This window comes from Adlercreutzia aquisgranensis, assembly GCF_943193145.1.
Classification (GTDB): Bacteria; Actinomycetota; Coriobacteriia; order Coriobacteriales; family Eggerthellaceae; genus Xiamenia; species Xiamenia aquisgranensis.
Window position 1 is genome coordinate 106,732 of record NZ_CALPDA010000002.1, and the last position, 18,340, is coordinate 125,071.

16 protein-coding genes are annotated in these 18,340 nt (G+C 64.1%); 12 read left to right on the top strand and 4 right to left on the bottom strand.

Annotated features, from left to right (window positions below; genetic code table 11):
* The first annotated feature begins 313 nt into the window (after nt 1–313).
* Together alr and NFR41_RS01685 are read left to right on the top strand one after the other, a co-directional pair.
* Nucleotides 314–2,044, top strand: coding sequence for an alanine racemase (alr, locus tag NFR41_RS01680; protein WP_349665463.1), 1,731 nt, complete (start codon nt 314–316; stop codon nt 2,042–2,044).
* Nucleotides 2,045–2,152: 108 nt separating this feature from the next.
* On the top strand, nt 2,153–2,728 hold the full coding sequence (locus NFR41_RS01685; protein ID WP_251230457.1) for a uracil-DNA glycosylase: 576 nt from the start codon (nt 2,153–2,155) through the stop codon (nt 2,726–2,728).
* Nucleotides 2,729–2,890: 162 nt separating this feature from the next.
* Here the strand turns inward: NFR41_RS01685 and NFR41_RS01690 are convergent, their stop codons facing one another.
* Complete coding sequence (locus NFR41_RS01690; RefSeq protein WP_251230458.1) at nt 2,891–3,808, bottom strand: magnesium transporter CorA family protein; 918 nt, start codon at nt 3,806–3,808, stop codon at nt 2,891–2,893.
* Nucleotides 3,809–4,113: 305 nt separating this feature from the next.
* On the opposite strand from NFR41_RS01690, the gene NFR41_RS01695 reads away from it, so the two are divergent.
* The 6 genes from NFR41_RS01695 to NFR41_RS01720 all read left to right on the top strand — a co-directional run bounded on the left by NFR41_RS01695 (nt 4,114) and on the right by NFR41_RS01720 (nt 10,763).
* Nucleotides 4,114–4,314: a helix-turn-helix transcriptional regulator gene (locus tag NFR41_RS01695; RefSeq protein WP_160213019.1), complete on the top strand. Its 201-nt coding sequence runs from the start codon at nt 4,114–4,116 to the stop codon at nt 4,312–4,314.
* A 9-nt stretch (nt 4,315–4,323) separates the two neighbouring features.
* Nucleotides 4,324–4,887 (top strand): hypothetical protein, encoded by a 564-nt coding sequence (locus NFR41_RS01700; RefSeq protein WP_251230459.1) that lies wholly within the window; start codon nt 4,324–4,326, stop codon nt 4,885–4,887.
* Between the two features lie 363 nt (nt 4,888–5,250).
* Nucleotides 5,251–6,477 carry a sulfide/dihydroorotate dehydrogenase-like FAD/NAD-binding protein gene (locus NFR41_RS01705; RefSeq protein ID WP_251230460.1) on the top strand — a complete coding sequence of 409 codons (1,227 nt, stop codon included), beginning with the start codon at nt 5,251–5,253 and terminating at the stop codon, nt 6,475–6,477.
* A gap of 52 nt (nt 6,478–6,529) precedes the next feature.
* Nucleotides 6,530–8,113, top strand: coding sequence for an FAD-dependent oxidoreductase (locus tag NFR41_RS01710; protein WP_251230461.1), 1,584 nt, complete (start codon nt 6,530–6,532; stop codon nt 8,111–8,113).
* A gap of 690 nt (nt 8,114–8,803) precedes the next feature.
* Nucleotides 8,804–9,280, top strand: a complete 477-nt coding sequence (locus NFR41_RS01715; RefSeq protein ID WP_251230462.1) for a DUF4430 domain-containing protein — start codon at nt 8,804–8,806, stop codon at nt 9,278–9,280.
* Nucleotides 9,281–9,296: 16 nt separating this feature from the next.
* Nucleotides 9,297–10,763: a bifunctional folylpolyglutamate synthase/dihydrofolate synthase gene (locus tag NFR41_RS01720; RefSeq protein ID WP_251230463.1), complete on the top strand. Its 1,467-nt coding sequence runs from the start codon at nt 9,297–9,299 to the stop codon at nt 10,761–10,763.
* Between the two features lie 166 nt (nt 10,764–10,929).
* On the opposite strand, the gene NFR41_RS01725 is transcribed toward NFR41_RS01720, so the two are convergent.
* The 3 genes from NFR41_RS01725 to NFR41_RS01735 all read right to left on the bottom strand — a co-directional run bounded on the left by NFR41_RS01725 (nt 10,930) and on the right by NFR41_RS01735 (nt 12,174).
* Nucleotides 10,930–11,160, bottom strand: a complete 231-nt coding sequence (locus tag NFR41_RS01725) for an acyl carrier protein (RefSeq protein WP_160213030.1) — start codon at nt 11,158–11,160, stop codon at nt 10,930–10,932.
* Between the two features lie 122 nt (nt 11,161–11,282).
* On the bottom strand, nt 11,283–11,864 hold the full coding sequence (gene hpf, locus NFR41_RS01730) for a ribosome hibernation-promoting factor, HPF/YfiA family (RefSeq protein WP_160213031.1): 582 nt from the start codon (nt 11,862–11,864) through the stop codon (nt 11,283–11,285).
* Nucleotides 11,865–11,958: 94 nt separating this feature from the next.
* Nucleotides 11,959–12,174, bottom strand: coding sequence for a hypothetical protein (locus NFR41_RS01735; RefSeq protein ID WP_251230464.1), 216 nt, complete (start codon nt 12,172–12,174; stop codon nt 11,959–11,961).
* 384 nt (nt 12,175–12,558) lie between these two features.
* Here NFR41_RS01735 and nhaA point away from each other — a divergent pair, with 384 nt between their 5' ends.
* From nhaA to NFR41_RS01755, 4 genes are all read left to right on the top strand, one after another.
* Entirely contained in the window at nt 12,559–14,388 is a 1,830-nt protein-coding gene (gene nhaA / locus NFR41_RS01740) for a Na+/H+ antiporter NhaA (RefSeq protein WP_251230465.1), read from the top strand.
* A gap of 405 nt (nt 14,389–14,793) precedes the next feature.
* Nucleotides 14,794–16,326, top strand: a complete 1,533-nt coding sequence (locus tag NFR41_RS01745; protein ID WP_251230466.1) for a hybrid sensor histidine kinase/response regulator — start codon at nt 14,794–14,796, stop codon at nt 16,324–16,326.
* Between the two features lie 243 nt (nt 16,327–16,569).
* On the top strand, nt 16,570–17,622 hold the full coding sequence (locus NFR41_RS01750; protein ID WP_160213035.1) for an inorganic phosphate transporter: 1,053 nt from the start codon (nt 16,570–16,572) through the stop codon (nt 17,620–17,622).
* 73 nt (nt 17,623–17,695) lie between these two features.
* Nucleotides 17,696–18,325 carry a DUF47 domain-containing protein gene (locus NFR41_RS01755; protein WP_160213036.1) on the top strand — a complete coding sequence of 210 codons (630 nt, stop codon included), beginning with the start codon at nt 17,696–17,698 and terminating at the stop codon, nt 18,323–18,325.
* Nucleotides 18,326–18,340 lie beyond the last annotated feature (15 nt).

Below are 18,340 nucleotides of genomic sequence, written 5' to 3' on the forward strand. Positions count from 1 at the left end.
GGGGACAATGGGAAGGGAGTGACTTTTGGCTGCATCAAGCTGACTGCTTGACATCGATGGCTGCCCCCGAACGGCAGCGGCGACGGGGTTCCTGCGACGCTGCGAGTTATTGGGATTCATGGCAGAACGCCCTCCTGTGGCACGGCGACCTGCTGCAGCAACAGGTTGCCTGCGGCTAAGGCGGGCGCCTCGCTGATTTTTCCGAATCCCGGGGACGGTTGCAGGGCGCCTTGCGGCTTGATTCGCTATACTAGAGTCTGGTGCGCCTGTGGCGCATGAACTGCTCGAACTTACGACGGAGGCATGACGCACCATGGCGAACAACGATCTTCCCAACGGCTTCACCGGCTACTCGCGGAAGAAACCGCAGGGGTTCCAATCGGCTGCCGATGCCATTCGTCGAAACGCCAGCGGCGTCGGGGTTTCTCGGGCTCGCGGGGGCGCAACGCCGTCGCCATGGGGCTCGTCGGCGCCAAGCGCAGGCTCGAACGTGCCTCGATTCGCCGTTCCTGCTGGCCAGAAGGGCGGTCTGGGGGCCAACCCCCTGGCATCGCTGCCGGTGATTGAAAGCGGCGGGGCTCTGGCCAGCGTGGGGGAGTCGGTCATTGGCGGGAAGGACGGGTCGTCCCAGGACGCGCCTTCGCAGTCGGCGCCTTCCCAGGACCGGGAGGGATCGGCGCAAGCGTCGTTCTTTGACGGCGGCGCTTTCCCGGGCGTGGATCGTCGTGAGGAAGCTGCATCCCACATCGACCGCGCGCCGCAGCCGCCCGCGCCCGCCCCCGCGCAGCCCAAGAGCTGCAAGGCGGTTTACGGCAGCCGCGGCATCTTCGCCTACGCCGATGATGAGCTTGCCCCTGACGGAAGCCCGCTGTTCGACCCCGCCAAGCTGGCCACCATTCCCGAAACCGATCGCCGCTGGTCGTGGGTGGAGGTGGACCTCACCGCCATCCGTCACAACGTCATGGTTGCCCGCCGGGCGCTCACTAAGGGGGCGCATCTGTGCGCCGTGGTGAAGGCCGACGCCTACGGGCACGGGGCGGTGCAGTGCGCGAAGACGGCCCTTTCCGCCGGCGCCGACTACCTGGCGGTGGCCACGGTGGACGAGGGCATCCAGCTGCGCGAAGGCAACGTGTTCGCGCCGGTGCTGGTGCTCTCCCAGCCTCCCCTGGAGTCCATCCCGCTGCTTCTGGCCTACAAGCTTATGCCCAGCGTCTACGATGCCCAGTTCGCCATCGCCTACGGGGAAGCCGCCGACAGCTTCGGCGTGGACGCCCCCTACCATTTGGCGCTGAACACCGGCATGAACCGCATCGGCGTGCGCCACGACGAGGTGGTGGAGTTCCTGCGTCACGTGAGCTTTCACCGCGCGCTCGACCTGGTGGGCACGTTCACCCACTTCGCCACGGCCGACTGCCCCGAAACCCTGGACTTTCAGATTCAGGCGCGCCGTTTCGTGGAAGCCATCCAGGCCATGGTCGACGCTGGTTTCGACCCGGGTATCGTCCATGCGGCGAACTCGGCGGCAACGCTGCGCTATCCGGCGGTCCATTTCGACATGGTGCGCTTCGGCATCGCGCTTTACGGCCTGCAGCCCTGCGACGAGACGCGGGCTTTGGCCGACCTGCGACCGGCTATGAGCGTGAAGGCGTGCATTACCGACATGCGGGCGGTGCCCATGAGCGAAGGGGTCAGCTACGGGCTGCATTACCGCAGTCCCGGCAGTGTGATCATCTGCACCATCCCCATAGGCTATGCCGACGGCTTCCGCCGGGGGTTGTCCGGTCGCACCGACGTCATTCTGAAGGGGCGCCGCTGCCGCCAGGTGGGCAACATCTGCATGGACCAGTGCATGTTCGAGGTGGACATGCGCTCGTCGGCCATGCGCACGCGGGTGGAACCGCAGATAGGAGACCTGGTTACCCTGGTCGGCCGCGAAGGCGAGTCGGTCATCGCCATGGACGATCTGGCCCGCACCCTAGACACCATCACCCACGAGGTGGCTATCGGCTTCGGTTGCAGCCGCATGGCCCGCGTGTACAAGTAGCCGTTTTCGCAACCGCTGTCGCATACCTGCGCTGCTGCTCGTTCGCCGTGTTTCGGCTTTCGGCACTTTGGCGAAAAGTTGGCGGTGCAGCCGGAAAGGAGTCCCGTCGTGGAGCATCCCCATATTCCCCTTGACCAGCTGAAAGCCCAGGTGAGCGTCTGTCGCGGGTGCACGCTTGCCGACGGGCGCACCAATGTGGTGTTCGGCGCGGGCGACCCTCAGGCGCGGGTGCTCATTGTGGGAGAGGCGCCGGGTAAGAACGAGGATCTGCAGGGCCAGCCGTTCGTGGGCGCCGCTGGCAAGTACTTGAGCGAGCTGCTGGCCCTGGCCGGCCTTTCCCGCGACGAGGTGTTCATCGCCAACGTGCTGAAATGCCGCCCGCCGGGGAACCGCGACCCGCGCCCCGAAGAGATCCAGGCCTGCTCCCCCTTCCTGCGCGAACAGACGCGCACCATAAACCCCCAGGTCATCATAACGCTCGGCAACTTCTCCACGAAGTTCATCCTGAAGACCGAACAGGGCATCACTCGCTTGCGTGGCCGTGCCTACCAGGCGGGGAAGTTCACCGTGTTCCCCGTGTACCATCCGGCAGCGGCTATCTACGACCGCAGCAAGCGCGAGGTGCTGGAAGGCGATTTCGCCGAAATCGGCCGCCTGCTGAAGACGCTGCCGCCGCGCGCGTAGGGCGAAGCTACCGCAACGACATGCTGGTCGCCGGCGAGCCGGAGAAGACGCCGCCGCGCGTAGGGTGAAGCTCCGAAAGCGTGCATTTCAGGGGGGTTTGGTACAGAAAGCTGCAGGACCCCCCTGAAATGCACGATTCTCCTTGCGCCGCGCCGCCGCGCTCTACAGCCAGCCCTTGCGCTTCAGGAACAGCAGCTCCAGCAGGAAGATGACCGCAGATGCCGCCATACAGCCGAAGAAGCCGTAGGGACTGTCGGCGCCGGGGATGAACGAGAAGTTCATGCCGAACCATCCGGCGATCAGCATCAGCGGCGTGCCCAGCGTGGCCACTACGGTGAAGAACTGCATGATGTTGTTCTGCTGCAGGTTCAGTTGGGTGTTGTACAGCTCGCGCAGCTGCATGCTGTACTCCTGCAGCATGTGCACGCGGTCGACCAGGCGGTCGGTGTTCTGGCGAATCTCCGCGAAGTAGCGCAGGTCGGTGCCGGTGAACTGGTCGTCCTCGTTTTCCAGCAGGTCGCTGGCCATGTCGTTGAGCTGTTGGTAGTAGGTGTCTAGCTTCAGGATCCTGCGCCGGTAGTTCAGGATGACCTGGTTTGCGCTCTGCTCCTTCTGGCCCATGATCTTCTCTTCCACCAGCTCCATCTCGTCCTCCATGCGCGCGAGGAACGACTGGTCGCCCTTGATGAGCAGCCGCATGAACTCGAACAGGCAAAACGCCGTGGTCTGGTCGGAGATGGCGCTGAACGAGGCGATCTGTCCCAAGATGCCTGCGCAGGTGGTGCCGTCGTCCAGGAAGAACAGGTGGTTCTTGTCCAGGTAGAAAGCGAAGCAGATGGGGTCGGCCAGCAGATCTTGCTTGTCGGGCACGGCGAACGACCCGATAAGGCAGTGCGGGAACGCGTCCAGGTAGGTGTTTTCCACCTTCACCAGGCTCAGCACGGTGTCGTGGTACTCCGGGGCGACGAAGCCGAAGAACTCCTTGGTGGCCATGACGCTGGCCACGGGCGCCCCTTGGGGCAGCGACTCGTGGTCCTGGATGGGGACCAGCTGCTTTTCGATTGCGTACCAAGTTGCCATGGCAGCCTCCTTCGCTTGCTGCGTTGCTTGGTTAGGTCGTGCGGTGGCGGTGCTCCTCCGAAGGGGGGCGCTGCAGGCCACCGGGCTTTCTCTATGCTCGGGGCTAAGCGTATCACTCGGTAAGGGAGGGCGTTTCGCGCCGTAACCCGATGTGGCGAACTTGTTTTCTGCATCCTGCGACGTGTGCGGAAAAGCTTCTTGACACGAAGGTAATGCAATATATAATTTGCAATGCAAGATATATGTTGCATTTTGAAGGACTGTAGAAGCGGCGAAGGGATGCCGAAGGCGCCGATAGGAGGAAGATGGGCGAAACGAAGAACGCGCGGATGCGCCAGGCTCGGGAGGCAGTGGGCCTCTCGCAGCAAGCACTGGCGGATGCCGTGGGCGCCACAAGGCAGACGATCGGGCTTATCGAGGCAGGTCGGTACAACCCTAGCCTCAAGCTTTGCCTGGCAATCTGCAAAGCGCTCGGTAAAACCCTCGACGAGCTTTTCTGGGAATAGGAGAACATCATGGGACTTATCTCGAAGTGGAACGAGTACATGGGGCCGAAGGACGAGCGGCTTGAGGCCGAGGAAGGCAGGTCGACCAAGGCGAGCGCCTACATCCTGCTTGCCGGGGCGCTTATCAGCCTGTACTACGCCATCATGTTGGACCAAGTGGCCTCTGCGACGGAGCACCCCCTGCTCACCCCCTTGGGACAGAGCGTGGTTCCCGTCCAGTTCCCGCTGCTGCTGACCATCTTCGTTGCGGGCGTGGTCTCGGTGATGATGCAGGTCCGCTCCGGGTTCTTCACCAGCCGCACCCGCTATGCCCAGGTCGATCGCATTCCCTGGGAGTACGTCGTCCTGTGCGCTGCGGCGTGCGGTGCCGCTGTCGCCGTGCTCATGTGCGGCATGCGCATTCTTGCCGAGGTGCAGATCGTGGGCCTTGCCGAAGTCGCATGGCTGGGGGACCTGGCCATCGGCATCGTGTTCTTCGCCATCGCCTTCGGCCTGGGGCTTGCCTGCTTCGCCTTGGTCTTCCACGACGCCATCAAGCGTCGCCAGCAGATGGAGCGCGAGCTGGAAGGGTAGTGTCGCCGGGCAGGCGCTGCGGCGTGGGGGCGTTGTGCGCTCTGCAGCCCTGTGTCGTACCTGAATGGCGCTCTGTCGCGCCGTGATGCGCCGAGTTGCGATGCGTAGCGCCCTGCTGCCCCGCGATACGCCGGGGCGTGCGGGTCGGCCCGGCGCTCTTGCGTTTGCGAGTATGCGCTTGCCGCTTCGAAAATGAACAATCAGAAACAAGTTGCCGGCTGGAGTCGTGCGGCCAAATCCTGGGAATATACTGGGAAAATCTTGGGTCGGCCTGCGTCGCGACATCCGTGAGGGGAAAGCGCGGGCCCTCCGATGCAGCCAGACTACCCTTGGAAGAGGTGGCACGAAGGGAGGGGATGCCCCGTGTATCCCATTCTGAAGACAGAAGCGCTCAACGGCGAGGTTACGCGCATGGTGGTGGAAGCGCCTGCCATCGCGCGCAAGATACAGCCCGGTCAGTTCATCATGCTGCGAATCGACGAGCGCGGCGAACGCATCCCGCTGACCATGAACGAGGCCGATCCCGAAGCCGGCACGGTGACCATCGTGTTCCAGGCAGTGGGGGCCACCACCATGCGTTTGGCGAAGATGCGGGCCGGCCAGAGCCTGCTGGACTTTTCCGGGCCCTTCGGCAAGCCCACCGAACTCGAAGGCGTGCGCAAGGCGTGCGTCATCGGCGGCGGATTGGGCACGGCCATTGCGTACCCCCAGGCCAAGTGGCTGTTCGACCATGGCGCCCAGGTAGACGTGATCCTGGGCTTCCGCACGAAGGACCTCATCATCTTGGAAGACGAGCTGCGCGCCTGCTCCACTACCTGCACCGTGGTCACCGACGACGGGAGCAACGGGAACAAGGGCCTGGTCACGCAGCCGCTGGCCAAACGCATCGCCGAAGGGGCCGACTACGACGCGGTGCTGGCCGTGGGGCCGGTCATCATGATGAAGTTCGTGGCCGAGACCACCCGCGAGCCGGGCATCCGCACCTTGGTGTCCATGAACCCTCTCATGATCGACGGCACGGGCATGTGCGGCGGCTGCCGCGTGAAGGTGGGCGACGAGTACCTGCACGCCTGCGTGGATGGCCCCGACTTCGACGGGCACCAGGTGGACTTCGACGACGCCATGCGCCGCGGCGTGATGTACCGCAGCTTCGAGCAGGTGGCCGTGGCGGCACTCAACGGCGAGGAGCTGCCCGAAGGCCGCGAGTGCGCAGCTACGGCCGAGCCCCTGGTGGAGATGGAGCTCTCCCCCAAGCAAGGCACGGTGCAGGCCGAAACCGCCTTCGCTTCCGATGCCGAGGTCGCGGCGGCCGAGCCTGCGTCCGCGACGGCCGGCGCCCCCGTCCAGGCTGCATCGCGGGAGGTGCTGCCGCCCCGCAACAAGGTCAACGACGACTGGCGCCGCTACGCCGCCCAGCGGGCCAATGCGGCATGGCGCGCCTCCCACGAAACCTACCAGCAGGAGAAGGTGGCCTGGGAGCACGTGGTCCAAGCCAGCCGCAACGGCGCCGGCTGGTCGGACGCTTCGGAAAACCCCATGGCCCACAGCAAGCCCGGCTATTCGGGGCACTCCGGCCGCCGTCGGTGGTAGCGTCGGCGACAGCGATAGGCGGAAGCGGCAGCGCAGGTTCTAGGAGACGATCATGGCGACATCCTACACGGTGAACAAGCAGAAGACGAAGACCCCCATGCCCGAGCTGGACCCGGTGCTGCGCTCCGAGTGCTTCGAGGAAGTGGCGCGCGGCTACAACGCCCAGCAGGCCATGGAGGAGGCGGCCCGGTGCCTGCAGTGCCCGAAGGCCCCCTGCGTGGGCGGCTGCCCGGTGGGCGTGCCCATCCCGCAGTTTCTGGAGCAGGTGGCCCATGGCCGTTTCGACGAAGCGTACAGGCTGGTGAAACGCGAAAACGCGCTGCCGGCGGTGTGCGGGCGCGTGTGCCCGCAGGAGACCCAATGCGAAGGGGTGTGCACGCGGGGCCGCGCCGGCGAGCCGGTGGCTATTGGCAAGCTGGAGCGGTTCGTGGCCGACTGGGCCATGGCCCAGCAGGAATCCGACGAGCTTTTGGATGCGCAGGAGGCTCCCGAAGTGGGCGCGGCCGAGGTGGCGGCTCAGTCGGGCGGCTACAGCCAAGGGATGGTGGAGGCAGGCGCCGAAGCGCTCATGGCCGAGCCGGATTCCCTGAGCCCTGCCATCGCCGCTGTCGAAACTACTGCGGGCGAAGGTTCCTGCGAAGGGGATTTGACCGGCTACCGCGTAGCCATGGTGGGCTCGGGCCCGGCGTCGCTTACCTGCGCCGGCGAGCTGGCCCGCCGCGGAGCCGACGTCACCGTGTTCGAGGCGCTGCACAAGCTTGGCGGGGTGCTCACCTACGGCATCCCCGAGTTCCGCCTGCCCAAGAGCTTGGTGGATACCGAGATTTCTACGCTGTCCGACATGGGCGTTTCCTTCGAAGCGAACTCGGTGGTGGGCAAGCTCTACGACGTCGACGAGCTTTTGGGTCCCATGGGCTTTCAGGCGGTGTTCGTGGCACCGGGTGCCGGACTTCCCAGCTACCTGGGCATTCCCGGCGAAGGCTCGCTGGGCGTGATGACCGCCAACGAGCTGCTCACCCGCGTGAACCTCATGCGCGCCTACGAGTTCCCCGCGGCGGACACGCCGGTGTATTCCGGCCAGGAGTGCGTGGTGGTGGGCGGCGGCAACGTGGCCATGGACGCCGCGCGCACGGCCAAGCGCCTTGGCGCCGCCGTCACCGTGGTGTATCGCCGCGGCCGCGAGGAAATGCCCGCCCGCGCCGAAGAGATCGCCCATGCTGAAGAGGAGGGTATCCGCTTCCAGCTGCTCACGAATCCGGTAGGCGTGCTGTCCAACGACGACGGCTGGGTGCGCGGCGTGGAATGCGTCTCCATGCAGTTGGGCGAGCCCGACGACCAAGGGCGCCGTCGACCCGTGGAAGTGCCCAACAGCGCCTTCGTCATCCCGGCCGATATGATGGTGGTGGCCGTGGGCAACCGCACCAACCCCCTGATTGCGCAGACCACGCCGGGCATGGAAGTGACTTCGCGCAACCTGATCGTCGCTGATCCCGAAACCGGCGCCACTACGAAGCCGGGCGTGTTCGCGGGCGGAGACGCGGTCATCGGGGCTGCCACGGTGATTCTGGCCATGGGCGCCGGCAAGCGCGCCGCAGCCGCCATGGGCGACTACCTGAAGACGACTTACCCGCGCTAGGGACTGCTGGTTGCCGCGGCTTCTTTTCACCTGACCGGGCCGGCGGCGTGCGGGCGCGGTACCTTCGCTTGTCCTCGCTTCGCCTGTGCATCGGGCTTACACCCGCTCGCTGCTGCGGAATCGCTCGGGTACCGCGTCCGCACGCCGCCGGCCCTGCCGCATTGCGCCCGCCTGACCGGGGTTCCCTTCTACCTGGTCGGGCTCGAGGGGCAGCGGCATGGCACCTTCGCTTGTCCTCGCTTCGCCTGTGCATCGAGTTTGCACCTGCTCGCTGCTGCGGAATCGCTCAGGTGCCATGCCGCTGTCCCTCGGTCCTGCTGCGTGGCGCATGCCTGCCTGTTCGTGCAGGCCTCTTCTGCTGGATGGGGTTGGATACTCGTCGTTCAGCGACTACCGTGCCGCTCTATCGGTTCCTTCTGCCGGGTGCTTGCGGATTTTGGGGCGGCTTGCATTACAATGATCCGTGCTCATTGGCTCCGTGGGGGCGCGTTGGATGCGCGCGGCTTCATGCTTCGGGGAATGCGGGTGCAAATCCCGCGCTATACCAGTAACCGTAAGGAGCGTACGTCGGGAGGGCTTCGTGCTGGCTGCCGTGTTTCGGGTGGCTGGAGTAGCGGAGCTTTCTGTGCGGCGCCGAAGTCGGAATACCGATCCCGGCAACAGGGAGCCCTGGAAGAAAGAGGTTTCATTATGGTTCGTTTCGCAACGGTGCTTTCCGCTTGGGCGGGGCAGGCCAAGGCTGTGCGCGTGCTGTTCGCTTTGGCTCTGGCGACGGCGCTCGGCACGGGCGTTTTGGCCGGCTGCAGCTCCGATGGGGGATCGAGCGCAAGCACGGGTTCGCAGGATTCCGCCCAGCAGGCGCCTGCTTCCGACGTGGTCACCGTTACCGTGGGCAATACCGTTACCGACGAGACGCTGGCCTCGGGTGAGGTGGAGCTGCCGGAGGGGGCGACGGCCCTGGATGCGCTGCAGGCTTTGGACGTTGAGGTTACGGTGGAGGATTCCGCCTACGGTGCCTACGTGAGCGCCATCAACGGCGTTGCCAGCGAGGGCATGAGCGGCTGGACCTTCGCTATCAACGGCGAGATGCCCTCTGTGTCCGCCGGCGAGGCTGAGGTGCAGCCGGGAGATGTGGTGGAGTGGACCTACATCGACATGTCGGAATAGGCTGCGGTACGCGACTATGAACGAGCCCTTCGACGCGATCGCCTATATCAACGAACCGCGCTGGCAGGCGTCGCGCCTGGGGCTCCATCGTATCAGCGACCTGATGGAGCGCTTAGGTCGGCCTCAGGACCGCCTGCGCTTCGTCCATGTGGCCGGCACGAACGGCAAGGGCTCCACCTGCGCCTACCTCGCCTCCATCCTGCGGGCAGCGGGCTATCGGACGGGGCTTTTTACCAGCCCTTACATCGAGCGCTTCGAGGAACGCATCCAGGTTGACGGGGTGCCCATCGCCCTGGATGCGCTTTGCCAGGCAACGCTGCAGGTGCGCGAGGCTGCCGAGGCTCAGGCGGCTGCCACGGGCGAGCACGCCACGGAGTTCGAGCTTATGACCGCCGTGGCCCTGGTGCACTTCGCCACTGTCAGCTGCGACATCGTGGTGCTCGAAGTGGGGCTGGGCGGGCGCCTGGATTCCACCAACGTCATCGGCCCGCCCGAGGTGGCCGTCATCACGCGCATCGGGCTCGACCATACGGCCTTGCTGGGCGACAGCCCGGCGGCTATTGCGGGAGAGAAGGCGGGCATCATCAAGCCGGGGTGCGCGGTGGTGGCCTATCCGCAGGACGACGAAGGGGCGGCCCGCGCCATCGCCCAGGCGGCGTCCCGATGCGAGACGCCGCTGATCGTAGCCGATTTCAGCCAGCTTACCGTAGGCGAGGTTCGTCCGGCGGGGGAGAGCGCTGTCGTGGAATCGGATGCGCGCCTTCCGCTGCCGGGCGACCTCGTGCGATGCTTCGCGTACCGCAATCGTTCTTACCGCACGGCGCTGCTGGCCTCCTATCAGCCTTGCAACGCCGCGCTTGCCATCGAGGCGGCCCGGGTGCTCGCAGCTCGCGGATGGCGGATTCCCGAAAGCGCCATCGAGGCGGGAGTGGCTGCGGCCCGCTGGCCTGGGCGCTTCGAGCTGATGCCCGTCGTGCCCGGCCGGCCAACCATCGTGGTGGACGGAGGTCACAACCCCCAAGGCGCCCAGGCGCTTGCAGCCTCGCTGGCCGACGTGTTTCCAGGCCGGCGCTGCGTGTTCGTCATGGGGGTGCTGGCAGACAAGGACTACGCGGCCATGGTCGAAGCGGTGCTGCCCCGGGCCCAGGCCTTCGTGACCGCCACGCCGCCGAACCCGCGCGCCCTTTCGGCTGAAGACCTGGCCGAATGTATTCGTGCTGCAGCTGCTTCCAAGGGGGTTCCGACAGAAACCGCAGTCGGCGAATCGGCCTTGCCGGCGCAGGCCGCCAAGCCATGTGCTAGCGATTGCGCGCTCGATGGCGAGCCCGTATCGCCCCTGGTCGTCCGCGCGGCCGCTGGCTACGACGACGCCCTGCGAGCCGCCGTCGCCCTTGCCGGCCCCTGCGGCCTGGTGGTGGCCTTCGGCAGCCTCTACGCCATAGCCGACATCAAGCGCGCAATCATGCCAGGGGGACGGGGATGATGGCATGGGGGCGCATGGCGCTATCATGCCGGGGGCGGGGTAACGTCGTCTTGCCGGTCGGCCGCCTTCCCCAATGGTGACGCTACCCGACTACCGAGCACGCGAAAAGGCGCCCGAGCCTCTTCGGATCGGGCGCCTTTGCTGTTGCCGTTGCGTTTGCTTGCTCTTACAGCCCCTGGATGTATTCCACCAGCTGGTCGACGGTTTCCAGACCCTCGGGGTCGCCGAAGTCCACGTCCAGGCGGTCCTCCAGCTCGCAGACCAGCTCTACCATGTCGATGCTGTCGATCCCCAAGGTCTCGAAGGTGGATTCGCCCGTCACGGTTTCGGGGGCGATGTCCAGCTTCTCCTGCAGGATGTCGCGGACCACGTCCAAAGTCTCAGCGTTAGCGGCCATGTCTCTTGTCTCCCATCGGTGAATCGTCGGTGTGGGGCATCGGCGCGCGGTGCCCCCAATGCGTCGTTGCCGGATTGGGGGCGTCAACCGGTAAGCTGCGCCCGTCCGGTGCCTTGGCGCTTCTACTCTTCCGTTTGCTTCAGCAGGCCGTAGCCGCCGTCGTCGCGACGGTACAGCACGTTGACCAGGCCGGAATCGCGGTCGGTGTAGGCAAAGAAGTCGTGGCCCAGAAGGTCGATCTGCACCAGCGCCTCGTCCTGCGTCATGGGGGCGAACTCGATCTCCTTCACGCGCACGATCTCTTCGTCTTCGGTCAGCTCGGCCATCAGGCTGTCGGCGTCGAACTCGCCAGTGGGCACGATAGGAGCCACGCGGATGCTCTCCTCCTCGGCGCGCACCTTGCGGTCGATGACGCGGGTCTTGTACTTGCGCAGCTGGCGCAGCACCTTGGCGGCGGCTACGTCGATGGCTGCGTACATATCCTCTTCGTGCTCCTCTACGCGGATGATGTGGCCCTTCGGGCGCAGCGTGACCTCGCAGACGGCGGGACGGGGGTTGGCGGGGTTCTTCTCAACGAACAGCACCACTTCGGCGTCGAGCGGGCTAATGTCCATAACCTTCATCGAGTTACCGATTTTCTCCTCCGCGTACTCCCGCAGGCTCTCGGTTACGGGCATTTTGCGGCCGGTGACGGTAATGCTCATGGTTATCACCTCTTTGATCGAAGCGTACAGTGACCATAGGATACCGCAACTCGGCCCACCCCGCTGCCGTGCCCGCGAAGGTTACGGAAACGATTCAAAGGCCCAGCGCTCCGCCGGTTTTCGTTTTGGCTGATTTTTCCGTTTCTGCATTTGCCGTGGTTGAAATCTCCGGCTTTGCATGCCCTTCTGGCTGATTTCTCCGGTTTTGCATGCGAAAAAGGGGAGGCGGCGATGCAAAACCGGAAATTTCAACCATAAAGCATCCGGCTGCGAAGCCGATCGTGAGGCACCCAACCGCGAAAACGGCCATAAGGCATCCAGCTGCGAAGCATCATTTCGTGAAGCGTCAAGCTGCGAAGTCATTGCCTGCAAAGCGCTTGCTTGCGAAGCGCACGCACGCAAGGTGCTTCCGTCCACCCAGCCGCGAAGGACGCTCCCGAACGCCGCTGTCGCCCTACCGCGAGGCCATCGCCCCCTCAAGCTCGCTGCTGCTAAACAGAGAAGCCATCGCCCACAAGGCTGCTGCCGAGCCGCAAAGCGGCCCCCCAAGTCCGCCGGCCCTCTGCACGACATCGCCCCTTTACCGTTCGATGACCGTGGGCGCTGCACGCCGAAACAAGGGCGCTGAAAAAGGATAATTGATTTATCATTACTAGTTTCAAGAAGATGGTACGGCTCGGCGGCAAGGACTATCATGGCAAGTGAGAAGCAGGCTACCCCGCATCTGTTCATCGACGAGGTGCAGGGGCATCAGAAGCGCTATAGCAAACTCGTGCAGTTCACCCACTCCTCCACGAAGGCCGCAGGCGTCATGCTGCTGGCTGCTATCGTGGCGCTCGTGGTAGCGAACTCGGCGGTCTACGAGCCTTTCATCCATTTCTGGCATACGGAAGTGGGCTTTATCTTCGGCGGCACCGAGCAGACCATGTCGCTGGCGCACATCATCAATGACGTGTTCATGGCCATTTTCTTCCTGCTGGTAGGCCTGGAAGTGAAGTACGAGATGACCGTGGGCGAGCTTACGAACATCCGTGCGGCGCTGCTGCCCATCATGGGTGCGGTCGGCGGCGTTGCCATGCCTATCGTCATCTACCTGCTGTTCAACGCCTCGAACGCCGAAGCGGTCCATGGCTGGGGCGTTCCCACCGCTACCGACATCGCCTTCGCGCTGGGTATTCTGGCGTTGCTGGGCAACCGCGTGCCCGCCGGCGTGCGCGTGTTCCTGTCCACCCTTGCCGTGGCCGACGACATCATCGCCATTCTCATCATTGCCATTTTCTACGGACAGACGCCGAAGGTGTTCTGGTTGATGGCCGCTGTAATCGTCATGATCGTGCTTATTGCCATGAATCGCAGCCATATCTACTCGCTCTTGCCCTACATCCTCATGGGTGGCGTGTTGTGGTATTGCGTGTTCATGTCGGGCATCCATTCCACCATCGCTGGCGTGCTGCTGGCCTTTGCCATTCCGTCGGGCTCGCGCGTGAATCTGCGCACGTTCGGCTTGTGGTCGGGCAAGAAGTTGAAGGAGGCCCACGACACCTTCCAGCCCGAGACACCGGTCATCGCCCAGGGCGAGTACATCGAGACAGTGACCGACCTGTCCCGCGTGGCGCGCCAGGTGGTGCCCCCGGCCACGCGCCTGGAGCACAAGCTGTACCCGTGGGTTTACTTCGGCATCCTGCCGGTGTTCGCCCTCACTAACGCCGACGTGTCTTTCGCCGGCATCGACATGGGGGCGATGCTGACTGACCCGGTGCTCTACGGCGTGTTCTTCGGTCTGTTGCTGGGCAAGCCGCTGGGCATTCTGGCCATGAGCTTCATCTGCGTGAAAACGAAGCTGGGGGCGCTTCCGGAGAACGTGAACTGGGGGCATATGGTGGGCGCGGCCATTCTGGGCGGCGTCGGATTTACCATGGCTATTTTCGTGGCGAATTTGGCCTACACCGATGAGATGCATATTGCCACGGCTAAGCTGGGCATTCTGGCGGCGTCGCTTATGGCGGGCATCATCGGCTTCGTGTTCCTGATGCTGCAGGCCAAGCGGGCGCAGAAGCAGGGCGTGGCTTTCTCCGAAAGCGGCGATGACTTCGCGGAGGGGGAGGCCGAGCACGCGGGTGGCCTCAACGCGTTGCGCAACCCCGAGCTGCAGGCGCGCATCGATGCTGCCCGGGCGCGTCGTAACGTGTTCGAGATCGTGGTGGACCTGGGGCCGACGGGTCTTCTGGGCGGCGGCAGCGTGAGGGACGTACGCGACGCCCTGAAGGACGAGATGATCCGTGTGCTGCAGGAGGAAGGGCGCGACGACCTGATTGAGAAGTTGCAGCTGCAGTTCCAGGAAGATGAGCGTGTCGCTCCGCTTGCGGCCATTCAGGACTTGGTGCTGCAGGAGCACGGCGAGGACGCGCTGCTGCGTACCGAGGTGATGACCAGCGAAGACGCTGTGTTCACGAACCTGGTGAAGCAATCGGCTGAGGCCGCCGACGAAACCGAGGAGCAGCACGTGGAGGGCATGGCCAAGTAGCGTCCGCTCCGCCTGCGGTTGGCTGTAGCTGCGCCTCAACCGCCGTCCGTGCTGCCGGCCGGGGCCGCGGTGCGCTTTGCGCGCGTCGTTGGCTGCGGGGTCAACGGCCCGGCGCCCGGCAGCTCCAGCGGTCGGCCCGCTCGGCGCTTCCGAGGCGCCGTTTTGCCGCCCCCTTGTTGCTCGATGTGTTCTCCCGCTTGCCTTTTGCGCGAGACCTTGTCGCCTCTGCTCACGCGTCCCGAAGAGGTCGTACGCGGGGAGACTCTCTATGGTAACGGGGCGGTTACGAAAGTTTCGGTACGCCAACGAAAACCCTCCCACGCAAGCTCTCCCCATGGCTCCGGGGCCATAATGGAGCTGAAGAAGAGAGAGCCCGTCGTAAGATGGGAGTGAGGGATCGTTCGTATGCGGGATGTGCGACAAGGGGCGTCCTTTTATCGGGAGCCGCTTTATTTCGTGGGCGAGGCCTGCGACGAAGAGGGCCAGTTCTACCAGAGCGCCATCGTGTCTGTCTTGGCGGCCAACGAGGCGGTTGGCGTTGTTGCGGGCATGTACGATGAGCGTTTCTCCGTTCGGTTTGTGAGCGGTTTCGCCCTGCAGAACCTGCAGATGACATTCCAGGATTTCCTCGATGCAACCGACGGCAGCTTCCTGGAGCTGGTTTACCCCGACGATCGCGAGGAGTTTTTAGCCCGAATTGTCTCCCCGACGGCGGAGCGCTGGGAGTATCGGCTGGTGGACAAGGCGGGCAATCCCCGTTGGTTCGAAGAGCGCCGCAGCGAGTGCGTCGCACCCGACGGCACGACGCTGTGGGTGTGCTCGTTGCGCCAGGTCAACGATGCCCATCTGTTTCAAGCCGAGCTGCTCTCCCGCGTGTCCCACGATATGCGCACGCCCTTGAACGCCATTATGGGCACGGCCGACCGCATTGCTGCACGGGCTGAGGACGATCACACCAGGGATGATTGCTACGTTATCCGTGCCGCAGCTTTTCGTCTGTTGGATATGATCGAGCGCTCGCTGGAGCTGTCGGAGGACGAGGTGGGTGCGCCCACTCGTTGCGCTCCCTTTTCGCTGGCTGATATGGTCGACAGCGCGTCGTATCAGGTGGGGCCGAAGTACGACGGCAAGCGTCAGACGCTGAGTATTTCCTGTAAGGTTGCCCACGATTATGCGGTGGGGGATTGCCCTAGCCTGGTGAAGGTGCTTCGGGCCCTGCTGGAGAATGCTTCCACGTTCTCGCCGGATGGTTCGCCTGTTTCGTTGTCGATAATCGAGGGAGAGTCGTCCCGACCGGGCTTCGGGTTGTTCCGCATTGCCGTGAAGGATCAGGGCATCGGCATTGCGCCTGATCAGGTGGGGCGGATTTTCGAGCCTTTCGCCCGCGTGGCTGACAGCCGCCTTCATGACGACATTCCCCATGCGGGATTGGGGCTTGCTGTGGCGAAGAGCCTGGTACATGCCATGGGCGGAGACCTTTCGGTGGAGAGCAGCCCGGGGCGCGGCTCGACGTTTCGCGTGACGCTGGAGCTCCCGCTGGCCGAGGCCGTTGCTTGCTCGTCCCTTCGGGATCGACGCATTATGGTGGTCGAGGACAACGCGCTCAACGCCGAGATTATCTGCGAGTTTCTGGAAGAGGAGGGCGCCCAGGTGACGGTCGTCCAGGACGGAAGCCAGGCGGTCGAGGAGTTCCTGAACCATGAGGCCGGCTATTTCGACGGCATCACCATGGACATACATATGCCGGTTATGGATGGCTACGAGGCGACGAAGCGGATCCGCTCCGCCGGCGACCATGGTGGCGAAAAGGTGCGCATCGTTGCTGTGACCTCGGACAATACTGAATCCGACATTCTGCGCATCGCGGAATGCGGCATGGACGCCCACGTGTCCAAGCCCATCGATTTCCGAGCGCTCTGCACCGCGCTCGGCTCGTAGAGCGATTCGCCGCGCGCCGCCTGTCGCCGCTGCCGCTCGCCGCTCGCCTCCTGCCGCTACCGGGGCTTACGCCGCTTACGTGTGCTGGTGTGGCAAAAAAATTACAGAGCCCACGGCTGCGGAGAAGATGCGCTACACTTTACCGCGACGCTCATCTTTTAGGGCTGACGATCGAGCTCTTAGTGGTGGGCGGCATGCGTTGTCCAAGCGTTCTATCTGGAAAAACAGAGGGAAAGGGTGCCTGTGGCAATCGAGTGGGCGACCTTCGTTTCCGGCCTCATGTCAAGCCCCGAGCTTGTGGTGGTAACGATTCTGAACATCGGCGTTATCATCGTCAACGGCGCTACCGACGCGCCTAACGCCATCGCCACGGTGGTGTCTACGCGGGCAATGCGACCGCGCGCGGCAATCATCATGGCGGCTATCTGCAACTTCGTCGGACTGTTCGTGGTGTCCCTGTTCACTGCCGCCGTAGCGGCAACCATCTTCAACATGGTGGACTTCGGCGGCAACTCCGAGCAGGCCCTCACCGCGCTCATGGCGGCTATGGTCTCCATCATTGTGTGGGGCGTGGTGGCCTGGTACTTCGGCATCCCCACCAGCCAGAGCCATTCGCTCATCGCGGGGCTTACCGGCGCCGCCATCGCCTTGCAGGGCAGCTTCGACGCCATCAACTGGTCCGAATGGGTGAAGGTCATCTACGGCATCTTGTTGTCCACGCTGCTTGGGTTCTTTCTGGGGTGGGTCAACTCCAAGGCGATCGGTCGCATCTTCCGCAATGCCGACCGCAACAAGACGGCCGGCAGCTTCCGCAAGGCGGAGATTGCGGCGGGCGCGGGCGTGGCCTTCATGCACGGCGCCCAGGACGGCCAGAAGTTCATGAGCATCTTCGTGCTGGCCGTCGTGCTGTCCATGGGGCTTGGCCAGGAGGCCCAGTCCGAACTGCCCGTATGGCTAATGCTGCTGTGCGCCGCGAACATGGGCGTGGGCACGGCGGTGGGCGGCGAGCGCATCATCAAGTCCGTGGGCATGGACATGGTGAAGATGGAGCCCTATCAAGGATTCGCCGCCAGCTTTGCTACCTTTTTCTGCCTGATGCTGTCCACCTTCGCCGGTTTGCCGGTGTCCACCACCCACACCAACACCACGGCCATCATGGGCGTCGGGGCGGCGCGGCGCAAGAGCGCGGTGAAGTGGGGCATCGCCGTGGACATGGTGAAGACGTGGATTCTCACATTCCCGGGCTGCGGCTTGCTGGGCTTTGCGTTCGCCCACCTGTTCCTGATGATTCTGTAGGCCGGGCGGAACGCCCGCAAGCGAATCCCTGTATAATTGTCGGATGATTTCGGTTGGTTAGGAGAGCGTGATCATGGGAAAGAAAGACCGGTTCGACTACTTCGCCGCTTTTGAGCGCCAGGTGAAGGTGGCCGCCGCCGAAGCGGACATCCTCATCGAAGCCATCGAGGGCTTTTCCGCCGCAGCCGACCTGGTAAGCGTCATGGAACGCGCCCACGAGATGGAGCACGAAGGCGACGAGATCGCCCACTCCATCTACAAGGTGGTGGGCACCGACTTCATCACGCCCATCGAACGCGAGGACATCATCGACCTGGTGCAGTCGCTCGACTCCATCACCGACGGCATTGAAAGCGTTATCCAGCGCTTTTACATGTACGACGTGCACTTCATGCACGACGAGGCCCTGGAGTTCGCTACCTATATCAAGAAGAGCTGCACTGCGCTGGGCTACGCCATGGAGGACTTCCGCAACTTCAAGAAGTCGAAGACGTTCAAGCAGCGCATCATCGACGTGAACACCTACGAAGAACACGCCGACACGTTGTATCTGAAGGTCATTCGCGACCTGTACACCGTGGACCGCGAGAACCCCATGCGCGTGCTGGTGTGGTCTCAGATATTCGAGCGCATGGAGAAGTGCTGCGACGCCTGCGAGCACGCCGCCGACATTATGAACGGTATCTTGATCAAGAACGTATAGCGGACGGGGCTGCTC